This window comes from Streptomyces sp. CB02414, from assembly GCF_001905385.1.
Lineage (GTDB): Bacteria > Actinomycetota > Actinomycetes > Streptomycetales > Streptomycetaceae > Streptomyces.
Map to the genome: position 1 here is coordinate 68,389 of NZ_LIPF01000010.1, position 15,206 is coordinate 83,594.

At 73.7% G+C, this 15,206-nt stretch carries 18 protein-coding genes; 11 read left to right on the forward strand and 7 right to left on the reverse strand.

Annotated elements, in window-relative coordinates:
* The first annotated feature begins 242 nt into the window (after positions 1 to 242).
* Positions 243 to 1,070, forward strand: a complete 828-nt coding sequence (locus tag AMK11_RS29530; RefSeq protein ID WP_073731151.1) for a DeoR/GlpR family DNA-binding transcription regulator — start codon at positions 243 to 245, stop codon at positions 1,068 to 1,070.
* A gap of 126 nt (positions 1,071 to 1,196) precedes the next feature.
* Positions 1,197 to 1,670, forward strand: coding sequence for an SRPBCC family protein (locus AMK11_RS29535; protein WP_073731152.1), 474 nt, complete (start codon positions 1,197 to 1,199; stop codon positions 1,668 to 1,670).
* A 21-nt stretch (positions 1,671 to 1,691) separates the two neighbouring features.
* Here AMK11_RS29535 and AMK11_RS29540 read toward each other — a convergent pair whose 3' ends face one another.
* On the reverse strand, positions 1,692 to 2,816 hold the full coding sequence (locus AMK11_RS29540) for a PLP-dependent cysteine synthase family protein (RefSeq protein ID WP_073731153.1): 1,125 nt from the start codon (positions 2,814 to 2,816) through the stop codon (positions 1,692 to 1,694).
* A gap of 351 nt (positions 2,817 to 3,167) precedes the next feature.
* Here AMK11_RS29540 and AMK11_RS29545 point away from each other — a divergent pair, with 351 nt between their 5' ends.
* Entirely contained in the window at positions 3,168 to 3,491 is a 324-nt protein-coding gene (locus AMK11_RS29545; protein ID WP_073731154.1) for a hypothetical protein, read from the forward strand.
* Positions 3,492 to 3,674: 183 nt separating this feature from the next.
* Positions 3,675 to 4,223, forward strand: a complete 549-nt coding sequence (locus tag AMK11_RS29550; RefSeq protein WP_198941493.1) for an ATP-binding protein — start codon at positions 3,675 to 3,677, stop codon at positions 4,221 to 4,223.
* 113 nt (positions 4,224 to 4,336) lie between these two features.
* On the opposite strand, the gene AMK11_RS29555 is transcribed toward AMK11_RS29550, so the two are convergent.
* Positions 4,337 to 4,621, reverse strand: coding sequence for an SHOCT domain-containing protein (locus AMK11_RS29555; RefSeq protein WP_073731155.1), 285 nt, complete (start codon positions 4,619 to 4,621; stop codon positions 4,337 to 4,339).
* Positions 4,622 to 4,812: 191 nt separating this feature from the next.
* Here AMK11_RS29555 and AMK11_RS29560 point away from each other — a divergent pair, with 191 nt between their 5' ends.
* From AMK11_RS29560 to AMK11_RS29580, 5 genes are read left to right on the forward strand one after another with little or no spacing between them, the layout of a single operon-like run.
* Positions 4,813 to 5,412, forward strand: coding sequence for a TetR/AcrR family transcriptional regulator (locus tag AMK11_RS29560; protein ID WP_241847107.1), 600 nt, complete (start codon positions 4,813 to 4,815; stop codon positions 5,410 to 5,412).
* A 10-nt stretch (positions 5,413 to 5,422) separates the two neighbouring features.
* Positions 5,423 to 6,010 (forward strand): DUF4865 family protein, encoded by a 588-nt coding sequence (locus AMK11_RS29565; protein WP_073731157.1) that lies wholly within the window; start codon positions 5,423 to 5,425, stop codon positions 6,008 to 6,010.
* Positions 6,007 to 6,915 (forward strand): phosphotriesterase family protein, encoded by a 909-nt coding sequence (locus AMK11_RS29570; RefSeq protein ID WP_073731158.1) that lies wholly within the window; start codon positions 6,007 to 6,009, stop codon positions 6,913 to 6,915. The genes AMK11_RS29565 and AMK11_RS29570 overlap by 4 nt, the downstream gene beginning before the upstream one ends.
* 47 nt (positions 6,916 to 6,962) lie before the next feature.
* Positions 6,963 to 7,346 carry a tautomerase family protein gene (locus AMK11_RS29575; RefSeq protein WP_073731159.1) on the forward strand — a complete coding sequence of 128 codons (384 nt, stop codon included), beginning with the start codon at positions 6,963 to 6,965 and terminating at the stop codon, positions 7,344 to 7,346.
* 37 nt (positions 7,347 to 7,383) lie between these two features.
* Positions 7,384 to 7,782 carry a VOC family protein gene (locus tag AMK11_RS29580; protein WP_073731160.1) on the forward strand — a complete coding sequence of 133 codons (399 nt, stop codon included), beginning with the start codon at positions 7,384 to 7,386 and terminating at the stop codon, positions 7,780 to 7,782.
* Between the two features lie 5 nt (positions 7,783 to 7,787).
* Here AMK11_RS29580 and AMK11_RS29585 read toward each other — a convergent pair whose 3' ends face one another.
* Together AMK11_RS29585 and AMK11_RS29590 are read right to left on the reverse strand one after the other, a co-directional pair.
* On the reverse strand, positions 7,788 to 9,029 hold the full coding sequence (locus AMK11_RS29585; RefSeq protein ID WP_073731161.1) for an ROK family protein: 1,242 nt from the start codon (positions 9,027 to 9,029) through the stop codon (positions 7,788 to 7,790).
* Positions 9,030 to 9,066: 37 nt separating this feature from the next.
* Positions 9,067 to 9,717: an alpha-ketoglutarate-dependent dioxygenase AlkB family protein gene (locus AMK11_RS29590; RefSeq protein WP_073731162.1), complete on the reverse strand. Its 651-nt coding sequence runs from the start codon at positions 9,715 to 9,717 to the stop codon at positions 9,067 to 9,069.
* 55 nt (positions 9,718 to 9,772) lie between these two features.
* On the opposite strand from AMK11_RS29590, the gene AMK11_RS29595 reads away from it, so the two are divergent.
* On the forward strand, positions 9,773 to 10,948 hold the full coding sequence (locus AMK11_RS29595) for a methyltransferase (RefSeq protein ID WP_073731163.1): 1,176 nt from the start codon (positions 9,773 to 9,775) through the stop codon (positions 10,946 to 10,948).
* 11 nt (positions 10,949 to 10,959) lie between these two features.
* Here the strand turns inward: AMK11_RS29595 and AMK11_RS29600 are convergent, their stop codons facing one another.
* Both AMK11_RS29600 and AMK11_RS29605 read right to left on the reverse strand, forming a co-directional pair.
* Positions 10,960 to 11,844 carry a class II fructose-bisphosphate aldolase gene (locus AMK11_RS29600; RefSeq protein ID WP_073731164.1) on the reverse strand — a complete coding sequence of 295 codons (885 nt, stop codon included), beginning with the start codon at positions 11,842 to 11,844 and terminating at the stop codon, positions 10,960 to 10,962.
* Positions 11,845 to 11,903: 59 nt separating this feature from the next.
* Positions 11,904 to 12,785 (reverse strand): SIS domain-containing protein, encoded by an 882-nt coding sequence (locus AMK11_RS29605; RefSeq protein ID WP_073731165.1) that lies wholly within the window; start codon positions 12,783 to 12,785, stop codon positions 11,904 to 11,906.
* A gap of 134 nt (positions 12,786 to 12,919) precedes the next feature.
* Here AMK11_RS29605 and AMK11_RS29610 point away from each other — a divergent pair, with 134 nt between their 5' ends.
* On the forward strand, positions 12,920 to 13,699 hold the full coding sequence (locus tag AMK11_RS29610; RefSeq protein WP_073731166.1) for a DeoR/GlpR family DNA-binding transcription regulator: 780 nt from the start codon (positions 12,920 to 12,922) through the stop codon (positions 13,697 to 13,699).
* A 396-nt stretch (positions 13,700 to 14,095) separates the two neighbouring features.
* Here AMK11_RS29610 and AMK11_RS29615 read toward each other — a convergent pair whose 3' ends face one another.
* A complete protein-coding gene (locus AMK11_RS29615) occupies positions 14,096 to 15,064 on the reverse strand; it encodes a hypothetical protein (protein ID WP_073731167.1) in 969 nt (322 codons plus the stop codon).
* Positions 15,065 to 15,206 lie beyond the last annotated feature (142 nt).

A 15,206-nucleotide genomic window follows, 5' to 3' on the forward strand; every position in this document is an offset into this window, starting at 1 on the left:
GCACAAGGATCTCCGCTCGGCGGGCGCCGTACACCCCTCGGCACGGAATCTCCCCGAACTGTGTGGCAGGTGACGCCGGGACGGGACTGCCGTGACATGTGCGCGACGGGCAGGCGGTGGCGCGGCCCGTGCCGGGGCGTGCGAGGATGGGACGTCCGCGCACCGGAGCCGGGAGAGCCCCCGGTCGGAGCGGGTGCGCCGGGCGAGTCGGGCGGTTTTGCGGCGAAAGGACCGGAGCGTACGTGAGTGAGAATCCGAACCTCCTCGCGGAGCAGCGGCGCGCCCTGATCCTGGACGAGGTGCGCCGCCGGGGCGGGGTCCGGGTCAACGAGCTGACCCGGAAGCTCGGCGTGTCGGACATGACGGTCCGGCGCGATCTGGACGCGCTGGCCCGGCAGGGCGTGCTGGAGAAGGTGCACGGCGGCGCGGTCCCCGTGATGGAGGCGAGCACGCACGAACCGGGATTCGAGGCCAAGTCGGGTCTGGAGCCGACCGCCAAGGAGGACATCGCGCGGGCGGCGGCGGAACTGGTCGCGCCGGGCGCGGCGATCGCGCTGTCGGGCGGTACGACGACGTACGCGCTGGCGCACCGGCTGGTGGACGTGCCGGATCTGACGGTGGTCACCAACTCGGTGCGGGTGGCGGACGTTTTCCACGTGGCGCAGCGCACCTCGGGGGCGCGGCAGGGCGCGGCCACGGTGGTGCTCACCGGTGGTGTGCGCACTCCGTCGGACTCGCTGGTGGGGCCGGTCGCCGACCAGGCGATCGCGACGCTCCACTTCGACGTGCTGTTCCTCGGTGTGCACGGGATATCGGCCGAGGCCGGCCTGTCGACGCCGAACCTCGCGGAGGCCGAGACCAACCGGCGGCTGGTGCAGTCGGCGCGGCGCGTCGTGGTGGTCGCCGACCACACCAAGTGGGGCGTCGTGGGCCTGAGTTCGTTCGCCGCGCTGGAGCAGGTGGACACGCTGGTGACCGACGCCGGTCTGCCCGCGGACGCCCGTACGGAGGTCTCGGAGCATCTGGGGCTCGTGGTGGCGGGCGAGCCGGAGACGGACGCGGCCGGCTGACCCCGGACGGCGGCGGCCTCCCTGGTCTCCCCGGCCCCGCTGACACCCGGCGTGCCCCCGGCTATCGTGGCGCCACCCGTCCGACCGTCCGCGTCCGCGGCTTCGCTCAAGGGGGTTGTCGCATCCATGGCTCACCGTCTGCGTCCGGTGGGGGCCGGCTTCGTCGAGACCGCGCCGGTACGGCTGGTCTTCGCCCGCGAGATCTCCGCCGCCCCGGACCTGGTCTTCCGCGCGCTCGCCGAGGACGTGCCGGGCTGGACGGCCTGGTTCTCGGCGGTGACGTTCGCCCGGCCCGTCCGCGAGGGGGCCGGGCGCGAGATCCGGCTCAGAGGCGGTACGCGCTTCCTGGAGACGGTGCTGACGGCCGAGCGGCCCGAGGTGTACGCGTATCGCGTCGACGTCACCAACGCGCCCGGAGCCCGGGCCATGGTCGAGGAGTGGCGGCTGGCACCGGCCGGGACCGGCACGCGTGTGCAGTGGACGTTCGCGGCGGACGGCACGCCGCTGTTCCGCTTCGTGCTGAACCGTGCGCGTCCCGGGCTGGGACGGGCCTTCCGGAACGCGGTCATCTCGCTGGACCGGCGCCTCGCCCGCCCGTAGCAGGTCCGGTACCGCTCGCCGTCAGTCGGCCCAGTCGCCCGTCCGCAGCAGGGATTCGATCGTCGCCGTGTACGGCCCGATGTCCAAGCCCTGTCCGGCGAGCCAGGCGTCCGAGTAGTACTTGTCGAGGTACCGGTCCCCCGGGTCGCACAGCAGCGTCACCACGCTGCCCTGCCGCCCCTCGGCCACCATCTCGGCGACGATCTTCAACGCGCTCCACAGCCCGGTGCCCGTGGAACCGCCCGCCTTGCGGCCGATGGCCCGCTCCAGGGCCCGGACGGCGGCGACGCTCGCGGCGTCCGGCACCTTCATCATGCGGTCGATCGCGCCGGGCACGAAGCTCGGTTCCATCCGGGGCCGGCCGATGCCCTCGATCCGTGAGCCGCGGTCGCAGACGACGCCCGGATCGGCGGTGGTCCAGCCCTCGAAGAAGCAGGAGTTCTCCGGGTCGGCGACGCACACGCGGGTGTCGTACTGCATGTAGTGCACGTAGCGCGCGAGGGTCGCCGAGGTGCCGCCGGTGCCGGCCGTGGCGACGATCCACGCCGGTTCGGGGAACCGCTCCAGGCGCAGCTGGCGGAAGATCGACTCGGCGATGTTGTTGTTGCCGCGCCAGTCCGTCGCGCGTTCGGCGTAGGTGAACTGGTCCATGTAGTGGCCGCCGGTCTCGGCCGCGAGGCGTGCGGACTCCTCGTACATCCGGCGGGAGTCGTCCACGAAGTGGCACTGTCCGCCGTGGAACTCGATCAGGCGGATCTTCTCGGTGCTGGTCGTGCGCGGCATGACGGCGATGAAGGGGACGCCGATCAGCTTCGCGAAGTACGCCTCGGAGACGGCGGTGGAGCCGCTGGACGCCTCGATCACGGGACGGCCCGGCCGGATCCAGCCATTGCACAGGCCGTACAGGAAGAGCGAGCGGGCGAGCCGGTGCTTGAGGCTGCCGGTGGGGTGGGTGGACTCGTCCTTCAGGTACAGGTCGATGCCCCAGTGCTCCGGCAACGGGAAGAGCAGCAGGTGGGTGTCGGCCGAGCGGTTGTTGTCGGCCTGGACCTTGCGCACGGCTTCCTTCAGCCAGGCCCGGTAGTCGGTGTCGCTGTGGTCGACGTCGAGGGTGGCGCCGGTGCGGGTCTGCCGGTGGGTGGTCACGACGTGGCTCCTTACGCTCGCGCCGACGGCACTTCGCGCGGCCGACGCCTCGATCATAGGCATCTTCAACACGCTTCTCACCTGCATAAACACACCTTTGAGCGCCTCAAAGGCAGCGCTGGGGCGCGCCGGGCGGCCGGACGGGGGCGCATTCGCGCGAGTGCTCCGGTCGCCTTCGGAAAGGGGCGGCGCGTACTGGTGCTCGGCGCGCGGTGCGGGCAGACTGCCAGCGGGCGGGACGGGATCCCCGGGGATTCCCGCCGCGGGCGCACACTGGAGCACGACACGAGCCGGTACCGGGCCCAGCGAGGAGCACGGTCCGGCGACCTACGGGCACGAGGGGGCGACGGCATGGCGGAGCCGGAGTTCAGGGCCACGGGGGTGCGGATCGGCAAGCGGCTGCGTTCACTCACCCGGGCCGGGACGGTCCGGATCAGCGGTGGCAGGGTGGAGTTGCTGACCAGCTACGGCAGTGAGATCGACAGCGCCCCGGTGCAGGCGGTGCGCGCCTCCAGGCCCTGGTTCGCCCCCGAGGACCGCGCGCTCGCCGACCTCAACGGCAAGCGGTACCTGCTCACGCTCGGCGAGCGGGACCCCGCGCCGGGTGAGCCGGGTCCGCCGGCGGCCCGCCGTTTCATCGAGGCGGTGCGCAGGGCGGCCGGGCGACGCGCTTGAGATGTCCGTAAGTTGCGGTGCCTCACCCCTTGCGTCACGCTGGTCTCACGTCACTCTGGGTTTACCGGCGATAACGCTGCGAACCAGCCCGCCGGCCATGACAGCAGGCGGCGGCGCGCCGCGTGCGACCTGCTGGATCCGAACTCCGTGTTCTTCCGGACCTCTAGTCGGGGAGTCGCAGCCGTGATCAGTCACCCAAGCAGACATTGCACGGTGGAGCTCCAAGCCCTGCCGTCGCGGATCGGCCAGGTCCGCAGAATCGTATCTGCGCAATTGCGCTACTGGCATATGGATCCCCTGATCGACCGGGCCGCGCTCGGCGTGACGGAGTTGTTGACCAACGTCCACCTGCATGCCCGTCCCGACAAGACGTGCACCGTGGAGATAGAGCTGCTCCTTGACCGGCTCACCGTCTCCGTGCGCGACCACGATCCGCGGCTGCCCGTGGTGGACGACGCCGCGCCGCTGGCGACGTGCGGGCGCGGGCTCTCCATGGTGGCCGCGATGAGTGAGAGCTGGGGCGCCCGGCCGGACGGCGAGTCCGGCAAGGTCGTCTGGTTCACGCTCCCGACGGCGGTACCCGCCGCGCAGGTCACCGCTCCGCCCGTCACCGCGCACCCGCCCCGGCGTCTGGTCGGGGAGGTGCCGGCCGCCGCGTTCGCGGAGGCCGAGCACGCGGTCGACGTCGGCAGACCCCAACCCGCTCCCGCCCGGTCGGCCGTTGCCGGCTGACCGGGCGGTGACCTGTCGCTGCCGCGGGCCCACGGCTCACCGGAGCCGGGCGGGCCCCGCCGCGGCCGGGGCGCCGAGGCGGGCCTCGCCGTCCTGGGCGGCGTTCGCCGCGGTCACACCCCGCCGCTCTTGTCCGTCCGGCCGAACCGCTCGTCCAGCACGGACAGCCGGCGCCAGTATTCGTCCTCGTCAATCTCGCCGGTGGCGAAGCGGTGGCCGAGTACGGTGATCGGCGAGTCGTCCGGGGCGGCGGCCGGCCTGCCGGGGCCGCGACGGCCGCGCCACACGGTGCGGCGCAGCAGCGTGACGCCGCCGGCGATCACCAGGGCCCAGAACAGGGGGAAGAGCAGGACCCATGGCCCGGGTCCGCCGTCGCCGAAGTGTGCCAGGGTCTCCATGTCGTCCAACTCCTCGGTCGCGGTGTCTTGGTGTCGCTTCCGAGCGTCGCTCCGTCAGAGCGCCGTGGCGTCGTACGGCCAGCGGCAGTGCGGGTACCGCGCGGGGAGTACCGGGGCCCTCCGCCCGTGCTTTCCACCCGCGGATTCCCTGTTCCGCGCGTTCTGTAACTACTAGTATGTACACTGCTCGCATGAGCACCTCGGAGCGACTGATCGAGTCCACCCGCGAGCTGCTGTGGGAACGCGGTTACGTGGGGACCAGCCCCAAGGCGATCCTGGAGCGCTCGGGCGTCGGCCAGGGCAGCATGTACCACCACTTCAAGGGCAAGCCCGACCTCGCGCTGGCCGCGATGCGCCGCACCGCCGAGGCGATGCGCGCCACCGCCGAGACCGTACTGACCGGTCCCGGCACGCCGTACGAGCGCGTCGAGGCGTATCTGCGGCGCGAACGCGACGTGTTGCGCGGCTGCCCGGTCGGGCGCCTGACCATGGACCCGGACGTGATCGCCGACGACGCCCTGCGCGCGCCCGTCGACGAGACGCTGGACTGGCTGCGGGAGCAGCTCGCCGGGATCGTCGAGGAGGGCAAGGAGCTGGGCGAGTTCGCGCCCTCGCTGGACGGGGAGGAGGTCGCGGCGGCCGTCGTCGCGACCGTCCAGGGCGGCTACGTCCTCGCCCGCGCGTCCGGCTCCCCCGCCGCCTTCGACGCCGCCGTCCGGGGCCTGCTCGCGCTGCTCGCACCGCCGGCCGCCCCTGCCGGCCGACGGACTTCCGCACCCGTGTCGCCCTAGGAGAACGTCCATGCACGCCATGCAGTACGAGTTCACCCTGCCCGCCGCCTTCGGGACGGACGCCATCCGGGAGCGGGTCGCCCGCACCGGGCACCTGCTGGACGAGTGGCCCGGCCTCGGGCTGAAGGCCTACCTGCTGCGCGAGCGCGGCGTGCAGGGCTCGCCCGTCGACCAGTACGCGCCGTTCTACCTGTGGAACACCGTGGAGGGCATGAACTCCTTCCTCTGGGACGGCGCGTTCCAGCGGCCCACCGACGACTTCGGCCGGCCCGCGGTCCGGCAGTGGACCGGCCTGGCCTACGAGGAGGGCGGCGCCGCCCGCTCCCCCGCGCGCACGGCGGTGCGCCGGCGTCAGCCGGTGCCGGAGGGTGTCCCGCTGTCGGAGGTGGCGGCGCAGGCCGTGCGGGAGACCGGACGGCTGGCGGGCGGGGAAGGGACGCTGCTCGCGGCTGCGGTCGTCGACACGGCCCGCTGGGAGCTGGTGCACTTCTCGCTGCACGCGCACGACGCACCGGCCGAGGCCGAGGGGGACGTGTTCCAGGTTCTGCGCCTGTCGGCGCCGGGGCGGGACCGGTTGCCGCGGGGACGCCGGTGGTGAGCGCGGTCCGCACGGTCCTCGGGGACGTGCCGGCCGGGGAGTTGGGCGTGTGCGACGCGCACGATCACGTGTTCCTCGCCAGTCCCCGGCTGCCCGGTGAGGAGCTGCGCAGCGTGGCGGCGGCACGTGCGGAGCTGGCCGCGTTCCGGGAGCGGGGCGGCGGGACGGTGGTGCAGTGGACGCCGTACGGCCTGGGCCGGCGGGCCGCCGACCTGCCGGGGCTGTCCCGGGAGACCGGCGTGCACCTGGTGGCCGCGACGGGGCTGCACCAGGACGTGCACTACACCGACGACGTGCTCGCCGCGCTGCGGGGGAGGCCGGCGGAGGTCTTCGTGGCCGAACTGACCGAGGGCATCGGGGCGTCGGGGGTACGCGCCGGACTGATCAAAGTGGCGGGCGGCTTCCACACCCTCGACGCGCACGCGCGGTGGGCGATGCCGGCGGCGGCCGAGGCACATCACGCGACGGGGGCACCCATCGCCGTGCACCTGGAACTGGGCACCGGCGCACCGGACGTCCTGGAGTTGCTGTGCGGCGAGTTGGGCGTGCCCCCGCACCGGGTGGTTCTCGGCCACCTCAACCGCTTCCCCGACCCGGTGGAGCACCGGGAGATCGCCGCGTCCGGGTGTTACCTGGCCTTCGACGGACCGTCCCGGGCCCACCACGCCACCGACTGGCGGATGCCGCAGGCCGTACGGGACCTCGCCGAGGCGGGCCACGGCGACCGGATCCTGCTCGGCGGCGACACGACGACCGCCGCGGCCCGGTCGGTCAACGGCGGACCGGGGATGCCGCACCTGCTGCGCCGGGTGGCGCCCCGGCTCGCGCGCGCCGTGGGTGAGGAACTGGTGCGGCGCGTCCTCGTCACCAATCCCGCGCGGGCCTTCGCCGTGGAGTGGCGCTGACGCCCGGCCGCGCGGAACTCGCCTCGTCCGACAGGAGGACCACAGCCATGCCCTTCGTCCGCATCGACGCCCACGGGACCGACTCCGACCGCCTCGACGCGCTCGGGCGTGCCGTGCACCAGGCCCTGGTCGAGACGCTCGGCATTCCGCCCGGCGACCGGTTCACGGTCCTGACCGGCCACGACGGCACCCGCAGCGCGCTGCGCTGGGGCGACTACCCCGGCATCCACCGGGACGAGGGCATCGTGTTCGTCGGCATCACGTTGCGGTCCGGACGGACGACCGAGCGGAAACAGGCGCTGTACCGGCGGGTCGCCGAACTGGCCGAGTCGTACGCCGGGACCGAGCCCCGCAACGTCTTCGTCACCCTGACCGAGAACGCCTGCGCCGACTGGTCCCTGGGCCACGGTCTCGCGCAGTACGTGTCATGATCGCGCCGCACGGGACAGTACACCTAGGCTCGGGTCCATGTTGAGACTCGGCATTCCTGTCATCGGCGTCACGGACGTGCCACGCGCCGTGGAGTTCTGGACGGCGGCGCTGAACCTGGTCGTCTCCGAGGAGTGGGCGAGCGAGACCTGGCGGACGCTGGATCACGCGGACGGCTCCGGGCGGGCCCTCGGGCTGCTGTACAGCGAGTCTCCGGCCGAGCCGCGTCCCCGGCTGCACCTGGACCTCTTCGTGGACTCGGCCGAGGAGCAGCAGGCGGAGGTGCGGCGGCTGACCGGTCTCGGTGCGCGGGCCGTCGACTGGGACCTGTACCCACCCGACCCGGACTTCGTGGTCCTCGCCGACCCGGACGGCAACATCTTCTGCGTCGTCGATCTCAGCCACGCGCCGAGCGGCGGTGACCGGCCCGCGGCCTGAGGCGTTCACCGGGCCAGCGCGCCCAGCGGGTCGTCCAGGACCGGCTGCCAGGCCAGTTCGGCGGCGCCGACCAGGCTGTTGTGGTCGAGGCCGCAGGGCAGGATGGGCACGCCGCCGCTCTGGCCCCACAGGCTGCGGTCGGCGACGACGGCGCGCAGCCGTTCGGGGTCGGCGTCGAGGAGCGCGCGGTGGAGTCCGCCCAGGACGATGCGGTCCGGGTTGAGGATGTTCACCAGGCCGGCGAGGCCGAGGCCGAGGCGGTCGATGAGGGTCTCGGTGGCGGTGCGGACGGCCGGGTCGGCGTAGTGGCCGCGGATCAGGTCGTACGACTGCTGGAGCAGGGAGACCTCCGGTCCCGGCTCGCGGCCGGACGCGGTGAGGAAGGCCAGCGGGTCGGTCTCCACGTCCAGGCAGCCACGGCTGCCGCAGTGGCAGGGGCCGCCGTCGGGGTTGACGGTGAGGTGGCCGACCTCCAGGGCGAGGCCCGAACTGCCGCTGTGCAGGCGGCCGTCGAGGACGAGGGCACCGCCGACGCCCCGGTGGCCGGTGGCCACGCACAGCAGGTCGCGGGCGCCGCGCCCGGCGCCGTGCCGGTGCTCGGCGAGCGCGGCGAGGTTGACGTCGTTGGCGGCGAAGGCGGGGCCGTCGATGCCGGCGGCGCGCACCTGTTCGGCGAAGATCCGCCGCACGGGGGCGCCCGCGGGCCAGGCGAGGTGGAGCGGGTTGAGGGCCAGGCCCTCGGGCTCCGCCACGGCGGACGGCACGGCGAGTCCCGCGCCGACGCAGCGCCTGCCGGTCTCCCTCAGGAGTTCCGCTCCCGCCTCGACCACGGAGCCGAGCACCTTCGCCGGGTCGGCGTCCACGACCTCGCAGCCGGGGGCGGTGGCGACGATGCGGCCGCCGAGGCCGACCAGGGCCGCGCGGAATCCGTCGGCGTGGACCTGGGCGGCGAGGGCGACCGGCCCGTCCTCGGCGACCGCGAGACGGTGCGAGGGCCGCCCCTGGGAACCGGCGGCCGCGCCGGGCCGGGCGTCGACCCGGATCAGACCGAGCGCCTCCAGTTCGGCGGCGACCGCGCCGGCGGTGGCCCGGGTCACGCCGAGTTCCGCGGTGAGGACGGCCCGGGTGGGGGCGCGTCCGGTGTGCACGAGCTCCAACGCGGGTCCGAGCGCACCGCGCCCCCGGTCCAGCCGCGTCCTCGAGGTGGTCCCTTCCCCCGCCGCCCGGGGGTCAGCCTTGCCGCTCATGAGGGGGAGTCTCCCATGATCCGCGGGTGCGGTGGTCCTAGAGCCCGCTGACCCGGAGCGTGATGTTCAGCCGCCCGGTGAGCCCCAACTCGGGCGGTGCGGTGCCCGGGTGCACGCGCGGCACCCCGTGGTACGCGAGCCGGGAGGGCCCGCCGAAGACGAAGAGGTCGCCGCTGCGCAGCTCGACGTCGGTCCAGGGGCGGGTCCGGGTCTCGGGGTTGCCGAACCGGAAGACGCAGGTGTCTCCGAGGCTCAGGGAGACCACGGGCGCGCCGGACTTCTCGTCGGCGTCGCGGTGCATGCCCATCCGGGCGTCGGCGTCGTAGAAGTTGATCAGCGCGATGTCGTAGGGACCGTCCGCCGCGGGCTCGGCGCCCAGCGCTTCGGTGACCGCCCGGCGGGCGAGTTCGCCGAGACGGGCGGGGAAGGGCTTCACGGGCGCGCCGTCGCCGTCGACGACGGTGCGGGCGTACGCGTACGGGTGCCAGTGCCATCCGAGGCAGACCTGCCTCGCGGTCATGGTTCCGCCGCCGGGTGTGCGGACCGTGCGCAGCCCGGCCGGCGGGCGGGCCCACTCGCGGCAGGCGGACAGCAGCTCTTGCTGGAGTGCGGGCTCCAGCCAGTCGGGGACGTGCACGGCGCCGGGCGCGATCTCGGCGCGTGCCCTGGGGAACAGCTCGGCCTCCATGCCCCCATCCTGCCCGACAGGGCCTGAGCTGCGGCTCGGCTAGCCTGGACGCACGATGAACGACCGCAGCGACCTTACGACGACCCCGTGGGGCGAGATGACGACCCCGTGGGGCAAGCAGGTGCTCACCCGCTTTCCCGAGGATCCCCGCGACCGGCTCCGGGCCTGGGACGCCTCCGACGAGTACCTGCTCGGGCACCTCGCGGACCAGGACGTGCCGCTGTCCGGCACGGTGGTGGTCGTCGGCGACCGCTGGGGCGCGCTGGTGACGGCGCTGGCCGCGCACCGGCCGGTGCAGATCACCGACTCCCACCTCGCCCGGGAGGCGACCCGCGCCAATCTGGAGCGGGCGGGCGTCGAGCCTGCCGCCGTACGGCTGCTCACCACGCGGGACACCCCGCCGGAGCGGATCGACGTGCTGCTGGTGCGGGTACCCAAGAGCCTGGCACTGCTGGAGGATCAGCTGCTGCGGCTGGCGCCGGCGCTGCACGAGGGCACGGTCGTGGTCGGCACCGGGATGGTGAAGGAGATCCACACCTCGACGCTGCGGCTGTTCGAGCGGATCGTGGGGCCGACCCGTACCTCGCTGGCGGTGAAGAAGGCCCGGCTCATCTTCGCCACGCCGGACCTCTCGCTGAAGCGGCCCGCCAATCCCTGGCCGCTGAGCTACCGGCTCCCCGACGACGTCGGCCCGGTCTCCGGGCGGACCGTCGTCAACCACGCCGGTGTCTTCTGCGCGGACCGGCTCGACATCGGCACCCGCTTCTTCCTCGGGCACCTGCCGGACACCGGCGGCCTGCGGCGGGTGGTGGACCTGGGCTGCGGCAACGGCGTGGTCGGTACGGCGGTGGCGCTGGCCGACCCGGACGCCGAGGTGCTGTTCACCGACGAGTCCTTCCAGGCCGTGGCCTCGGCGCGGGCGACGTGCGAGGCGAACGGAGCGGCGGGGCGGGCCGGGTTCCGGGTGGGCGACGGGCTGGCCGGGGTGCCGGACGGCAGTGTCGACCTGGTGCTGAACAACCCGCCCTTCCACTCCCACCAGGCGACGACCGACGCCACCGCCCGGCGGATGTTCACCGGGGCGCGGCGCGTGCTGCGCCCCGGCGGTGAGCTGTGGGTGGTCGGCAACCGGCACCTGGGCTACCACGTCGCACTGCGGCGGCTGTTCGGCAACAGTGAAGTGGTCGCGAGCGACCCCAAGTTCGTGGTGCTCAGGGCGGTCAGGAAGTAGGGCGCGGGCGGTCATCCCGTAGTACGGGCGATCACACCGATGAGCGTCGACACCGTCCGCACCATGGCCTCCCGTCCCGCGGTGAGGTAGCCGCGGGAGTCGGCCGCCTCGGGGCGGGCGGCCAGATACTCCCGGATCGCGCCGGTCATGGCGAGGTTGAGCGCGGTGCCGACGTTGACTTTGGCGATGCCGCCGGCGACGGCCGTGGCGAGTTCGTCGTCCGGGACCCCCGAGGAGCCGTGCAGGACGAGCGGCACGTCCAGTGCGCCGGACAGGGCCTTGAGCAGATCGTGGTCGAGGGTGGCGGTGCGCGTCGTCATGGCGTGGGAGCTGCCGACGGCCACGGCCAGGGCGTCCACGCCGGAGTCGGCGACGAAGGCCCGCGCCTCGGCGGGGTCGGTGCGGGCGCCGGGCGCGTGGGCGTCGAGCGGCGGTGCGGCGGCTCTTCCCCGCCCGCCCGGCCCGGCCTTGCCGCCGACCTCCCCCAGTTCCGCCTCGATCCACAGTCCCCGGGCGTGCGCCCAGTCGGCGGCGGCCCGGGTCGCCGCGAGGTTCTCGGCGTACGGCAGCCGGGAGGCGTCGTACATCACGGAGCTGAATCCGGCGTCCGGGGCCTGGCGCAGCAGGCCGTCGCTCTGGACGTGGTCGAGATGCAGGGCGACGGGCGCGGCGGCGCCCTCGGCGGCGGCCACGGCCGCGCGGGCCAGCGGCAGCAGGCGGCCGTAGCGGTACTTCACGGCGTTCTCGCTGACCTGGAGGACGACGGGCGTCCGCACGGCCTCGGCGCCCGCTATGACGGCCTCGACGTGCTCCAGGGTGATGACGTTGAAGGCGGCGACGGCTGAGCGTGCGGCTGCGGCACGGCCCACCAGGTCGCCGGTCTTGACGAGGGGCACGGTCTCTCTTTTCCCCCGGGGTCTTCCCGGGCGCCGGGGTGCGGCTGTCGGGGCGGACGTCAGGGGGCGAGGATCACCGAGCGGGTGAGGTGGCGGGGGCGGTCCGGGTCGAGGCCGCGGGAGGCGGCGACGGCGACGGCGAGCCGCTGGGCGCGGACCAGCTCGGCGAGCGGGTCGAGGTCACCGGGCACCCACATCGCACCGGTGTCCCGGACCTGTCCGGCCAGCCCCTCGGGTGCCTCGCCGAACATCCAGGTGGCCGTGCCCGCGGTGCTGATGCTGACGGGGCCGTGTCGGTACTCCATCGCCGGGTATGCCTCGGTCCAGGACAGGGAGGCCTCGCGCATCTTCAGGCCGGCCTCGTTGGCCAGTCCGACGGTCCAGCCCCGGCCGAGGAAGGTGAACTGGGTGCGCTCGACGAGTCCTTCGGGCAGTTCGGCCGCCAGGGCGGTGCGGGCGTCGGTGACGACCGTGTCCGAGTGCAGGCCGAGGTGGGCGCGGAGCAGGGTCAGGGCGGTGGTCGCGAACCGGGTCTGCACGACGGACCGTTCGTCGGCGAAGTCGAGCACGATCACGTCGTCGGCGGCGGTCATGACCGGCGTGGCCGGATCGGCGGTGAGCGCGACGGTCCGGGTACGGCCCTTCAACGCGGCGAGCAGCTCCAGTACTTCGGTGGTGGTACCGGAGCGGGTGAGGGCGACGACCCGGTCGTACGCGCGGCCCCGCGGGAACTCGGAGGCGGCGAACGCGTCGGTCTCGCCCCGGCCCGCGTCCTCGCGCAGTGCCGCAGCCGACTGGGCCATGAAGTACGAGGTTCCGCAGCCGACGATCGCCACCCGCTCCCCCGCCGCCGGGAGCGCCGCCGCGTGCCGTGCCGCCTCGGCGGCGGCGCGTGTCCAGCACTCGGGCTGGCTGTTGAGCTCGTCTTCGACATACGTCATGCCGCACACTCCCCGATCACCGAACGGTCTGATTGTTCCTGCAAGATATAGCTACCTTTCGAGCACAATCAAGCAATCTTTGGGAAGTGTGCGGTGCGCTAGGGTCAGCGGGAGATCGAGGAACGGAGGCGCGGATGTCGCGCGACGCCCGCTGGAAGGCGCTGCTGGAACTGCTCGTCGAGCGCGGCCGGCTGGACGTCGAGGAGGCGGCGGCCGAGCTGGAGGTCTCGGCCGCGACGATCCGCCGTGACTTCGACCGGCTGGCGGAGCAGCAGATGCTGGTGCGCACCCGCGGTGGCGCGGTCGTGCACGGAGTGTCGTACGAACTGCCGCTGCGGTACAAGACGGCCCGCAACGCCTCCGAGAAACAGCGCGTCGCCCAGGCGGTCGCCGCTCTGGTCGCGCCGGGCGAGGCGGTGGGACTGACCGGGGGGACGACCACCACCGAGGTGGCGCGCGCGCTGGCCGTGCGTGCGGACCTGGCCTCGGGCACGCCGGCGCTGACCGTGGTCACCAACGCGCTCAACATCGCCAATGAGCTGGCGGTCCGGCCGCAGTTCAAGATCGTGGTGACGGGCGGGGTCGCCCGGGCTCAGTCGTACGAGCTGATCGGGCCGCTCGCGGACGGGGTGCTGGGCCAGGTGACGGTCGACGTGGCGGTGCTGGGGGTCGTCGCCTTCGACGTCACGCACGGCGCCGCGGCCCACGACGAGGCGGAGGCGGCGATCAACCGGCTGCTGTGCGAGCGCGCCGAGCGCGTGATCGTCGCCGCCGACTCCAGCAAGCTGGGCCGGCGGGCCTTCGCCCGGATCTGCGCGACCGAGTCGGTGGACACGCTGGTCACGGACGGTTCGGCCGACCCGGACCTGGTGCGGCGGTTCGAGGAGAGCGGGGTGCGGGTCGTACTGGCCTGACGGGAGGACTGCGGCCCGCCCACGACCAGCGGCCGCCCGACGGGCACCACCGGTCGCCCGGCGGGGCCACCGATCACCGTCGGGCGCCACCGATCACCCGACGAGGCCACGGCCGACCCCGGAGTCCGCCGGTCCCCCGGCGGGTTCGCCGGCCGCCGCGTGATGCCTGCCGGCCATCGACGGCTCCTGCCGATCGTCCGGCGGGGACCGTGGCCTCGCTCCACGCGGTCGCACCGGGAGCCTGACGGGACCAGCGTTCGCCCGTCGGGGACCATCGGCCGCCCGCAGCCTGCCGGCCACCCGACGGTCGCCTGACCGGGCCCCTTGGATACCTCAGGGCCCTCGGCCGCCCGACGGGAGCCGTGGCCTCCCGACGGCGCCCGAGGGCGTCGGCCGTCAGTGGCCGTGCCCGTCGGAGTGTTCCGTCGTGGCGGCCGGGGCCGGGTCATGTGCACCCGGTGCCGATCCGGCCCGGACGGTGAACGCCGCGGTGTGGACCTCGCCACGATGCTGGAAGTCCAGGAAGAGGCGGTAGGTACCGGCGGTGGGCGCGGTGGCCGTGAAGGAGATCTCCGGGCCGGGACTGGTGGTGCCGTCGCCGGGTTCGCCGTTCGGGTGGACGTGGAGGTAGGCGAGGTCGCCGGAGCGCAGGGCGACCAGGTGACCGTAGGCGCCGAGGTAGGGCTGGAGGTCGGTGACGGGTTCGCCGTCGCGGGAGACCTTCAGCCGCAATTCGCTCGGGCGCCCGGGGCTCAGCGAGCCGGCGAGCTCGACCTGATAACCACCGGTCGTGGCCGTGCCGTTCGGGGCCGGCAGGGGGGCGGGCTCGTAGCGGCCGGAAGCGGCGAGGTCGGCGCCGAGTGTGAGGTTCTCCGCGCCCTTCTTCGCCGGGGTGAAGTCGGCGAAGACGCGGTAGCCGCCCGCGCCGGGCAGGTCGACAGGGGTGCTCCAGGTGCCGTCCGCGGCTCGGGTGGGGTGCAGGTGGCGGTAGGTGACCAGGTCGCGTGAGGCCACGATGAGGTGCAGCTCCTTGCCGTGCTCGCGCTGGTACGCGGTGACGGCGTCGCCGCTCGTATCCCGGACGGTGAAACGCAGCTCGGTGCGCTCTCCCGCGGTGACACGCGGCGTGGCCAGGTCGAGGGTGTACCCCTTCTCGGAGATCCGCAGTCCGCCGGCCGGTGCCGTCTCGTGCTCGCCGTGGCCGCCGCCCTCCTCGGGTTCGGCCGATGACCGGCCGTGCTCGTCGTGCGGCGCGGGCGCGCTCTCCGCGACGACCGGTTCGACCGTCGTACCGACGCCGTAGGCGGTGCCGAAGGCGGCGGCCAGTGCGGCGGTGAACGCGGTGATCCTCAGTCCGGTGTTCATGGCGGTCGTCTCCTCGAATCCCGGCCTCCGGCTCACGAGAGGCCTCTTCATGCACCTCACCATACCCCTAGGGGGTACCGAGTCAAGCGACTGCCGACGCTTGCGTTTGGTACCCCCTAGGGGTATACATGACATCGGCAGG

Bases quoted from the DNA above. Each gene is read 5' to 3' on its own strand.
- AMK11_RS29555 (WP_073731155.1), bottom strand. From the start codon at position 4,621: ATGGAGACCCTGGCACACTTCGGCGACGGCGGACCCGGGCCATGGGTC.
- AMK11_RS29610 (WP_073731166.1), top strand. From the start codon at position 12,920: ATGTCGCGCGACGCCCGCTGGAAGGCGCTGCTGGAACTGCTCGTCGAG.
- AMK11_RS29580 (WP_073731160.1), top strand. From the start codon at position 7,384: ATGTTGAGACTCGGCATTCCTGTCATCGGCGTCACGGACGTGCCACGC.
- AMK11_RS29605 (WP_073731165.1), bottom strand. From the start codon at position 12,785: ATGACGTATGTCGAAGACGAGCTCAACAGCCAGCCCGAGTGCTGGACA.
- AMK11_RS29590 (WP_073731162.1), bottom strand. From the start codon at position 9,717: ATGGAGGCCGAGCTGTTCCCCAGGGCACGCGCCGAGATCGCGCCCGGC.
- AMK11_RS29585 (WP_073731161.1), bottom strand. From the start codon at position 9,029: ATGAGCGGCAAGGCTGACCCCCGGGCGGCGGGGGAAGGGACCACCTCG.
- AMK11_RS29565 (WP_073731157.1), top strand. From the start codon at position 5,423: ATGCACGCCATGCAGTACGAGTTCACCCTGCCCGCCGCCTTCGGGACG.
- AMK11_RS29545 (WP_073731154.1), top strand. From the start codon at position 3,168: ATGGCGGAGCCGGAGTTCAGGGCCACGGGGGTGCGGATCGGCAAGCGG.
- AMK11_RS29615 (WP_073731167.1), bottom strand. From the start codon at position 15,064: ATGAACACCGGACTGAGGATCACCGCGTTCACCGCCGCACTGGCCGCC.
- AMK11_RS29575 (WP_073731159.1), top strand. From the start codon at position 6,963: ATGCCCTTCGTCCGCATCGACGCCCACGGGACCGACTCCGACCGCCTC.
- AMK11_RS29595 (WP_073731163.1), top strand. From the start codon at position 9,773: ATGAACGACCGCAGCGACCTTACGACGACCCCGTGGGGCGAGATGACG.
- AMK11_RS29560 (WP_241847107.1), top strand. From the start codon at position 4,813: ATGAGCACCTCGGAGCGACTGATCGAGTCCACCCGCGAGCTGCTGTGG.
- AMK11_RS29535 (WP_073731152.1), top strand. From the start codon at position 1,197: ATGGCTCACCGTCTGCGTCCGGTGGGGGCCGGCTTCGTCGAGACCGCG.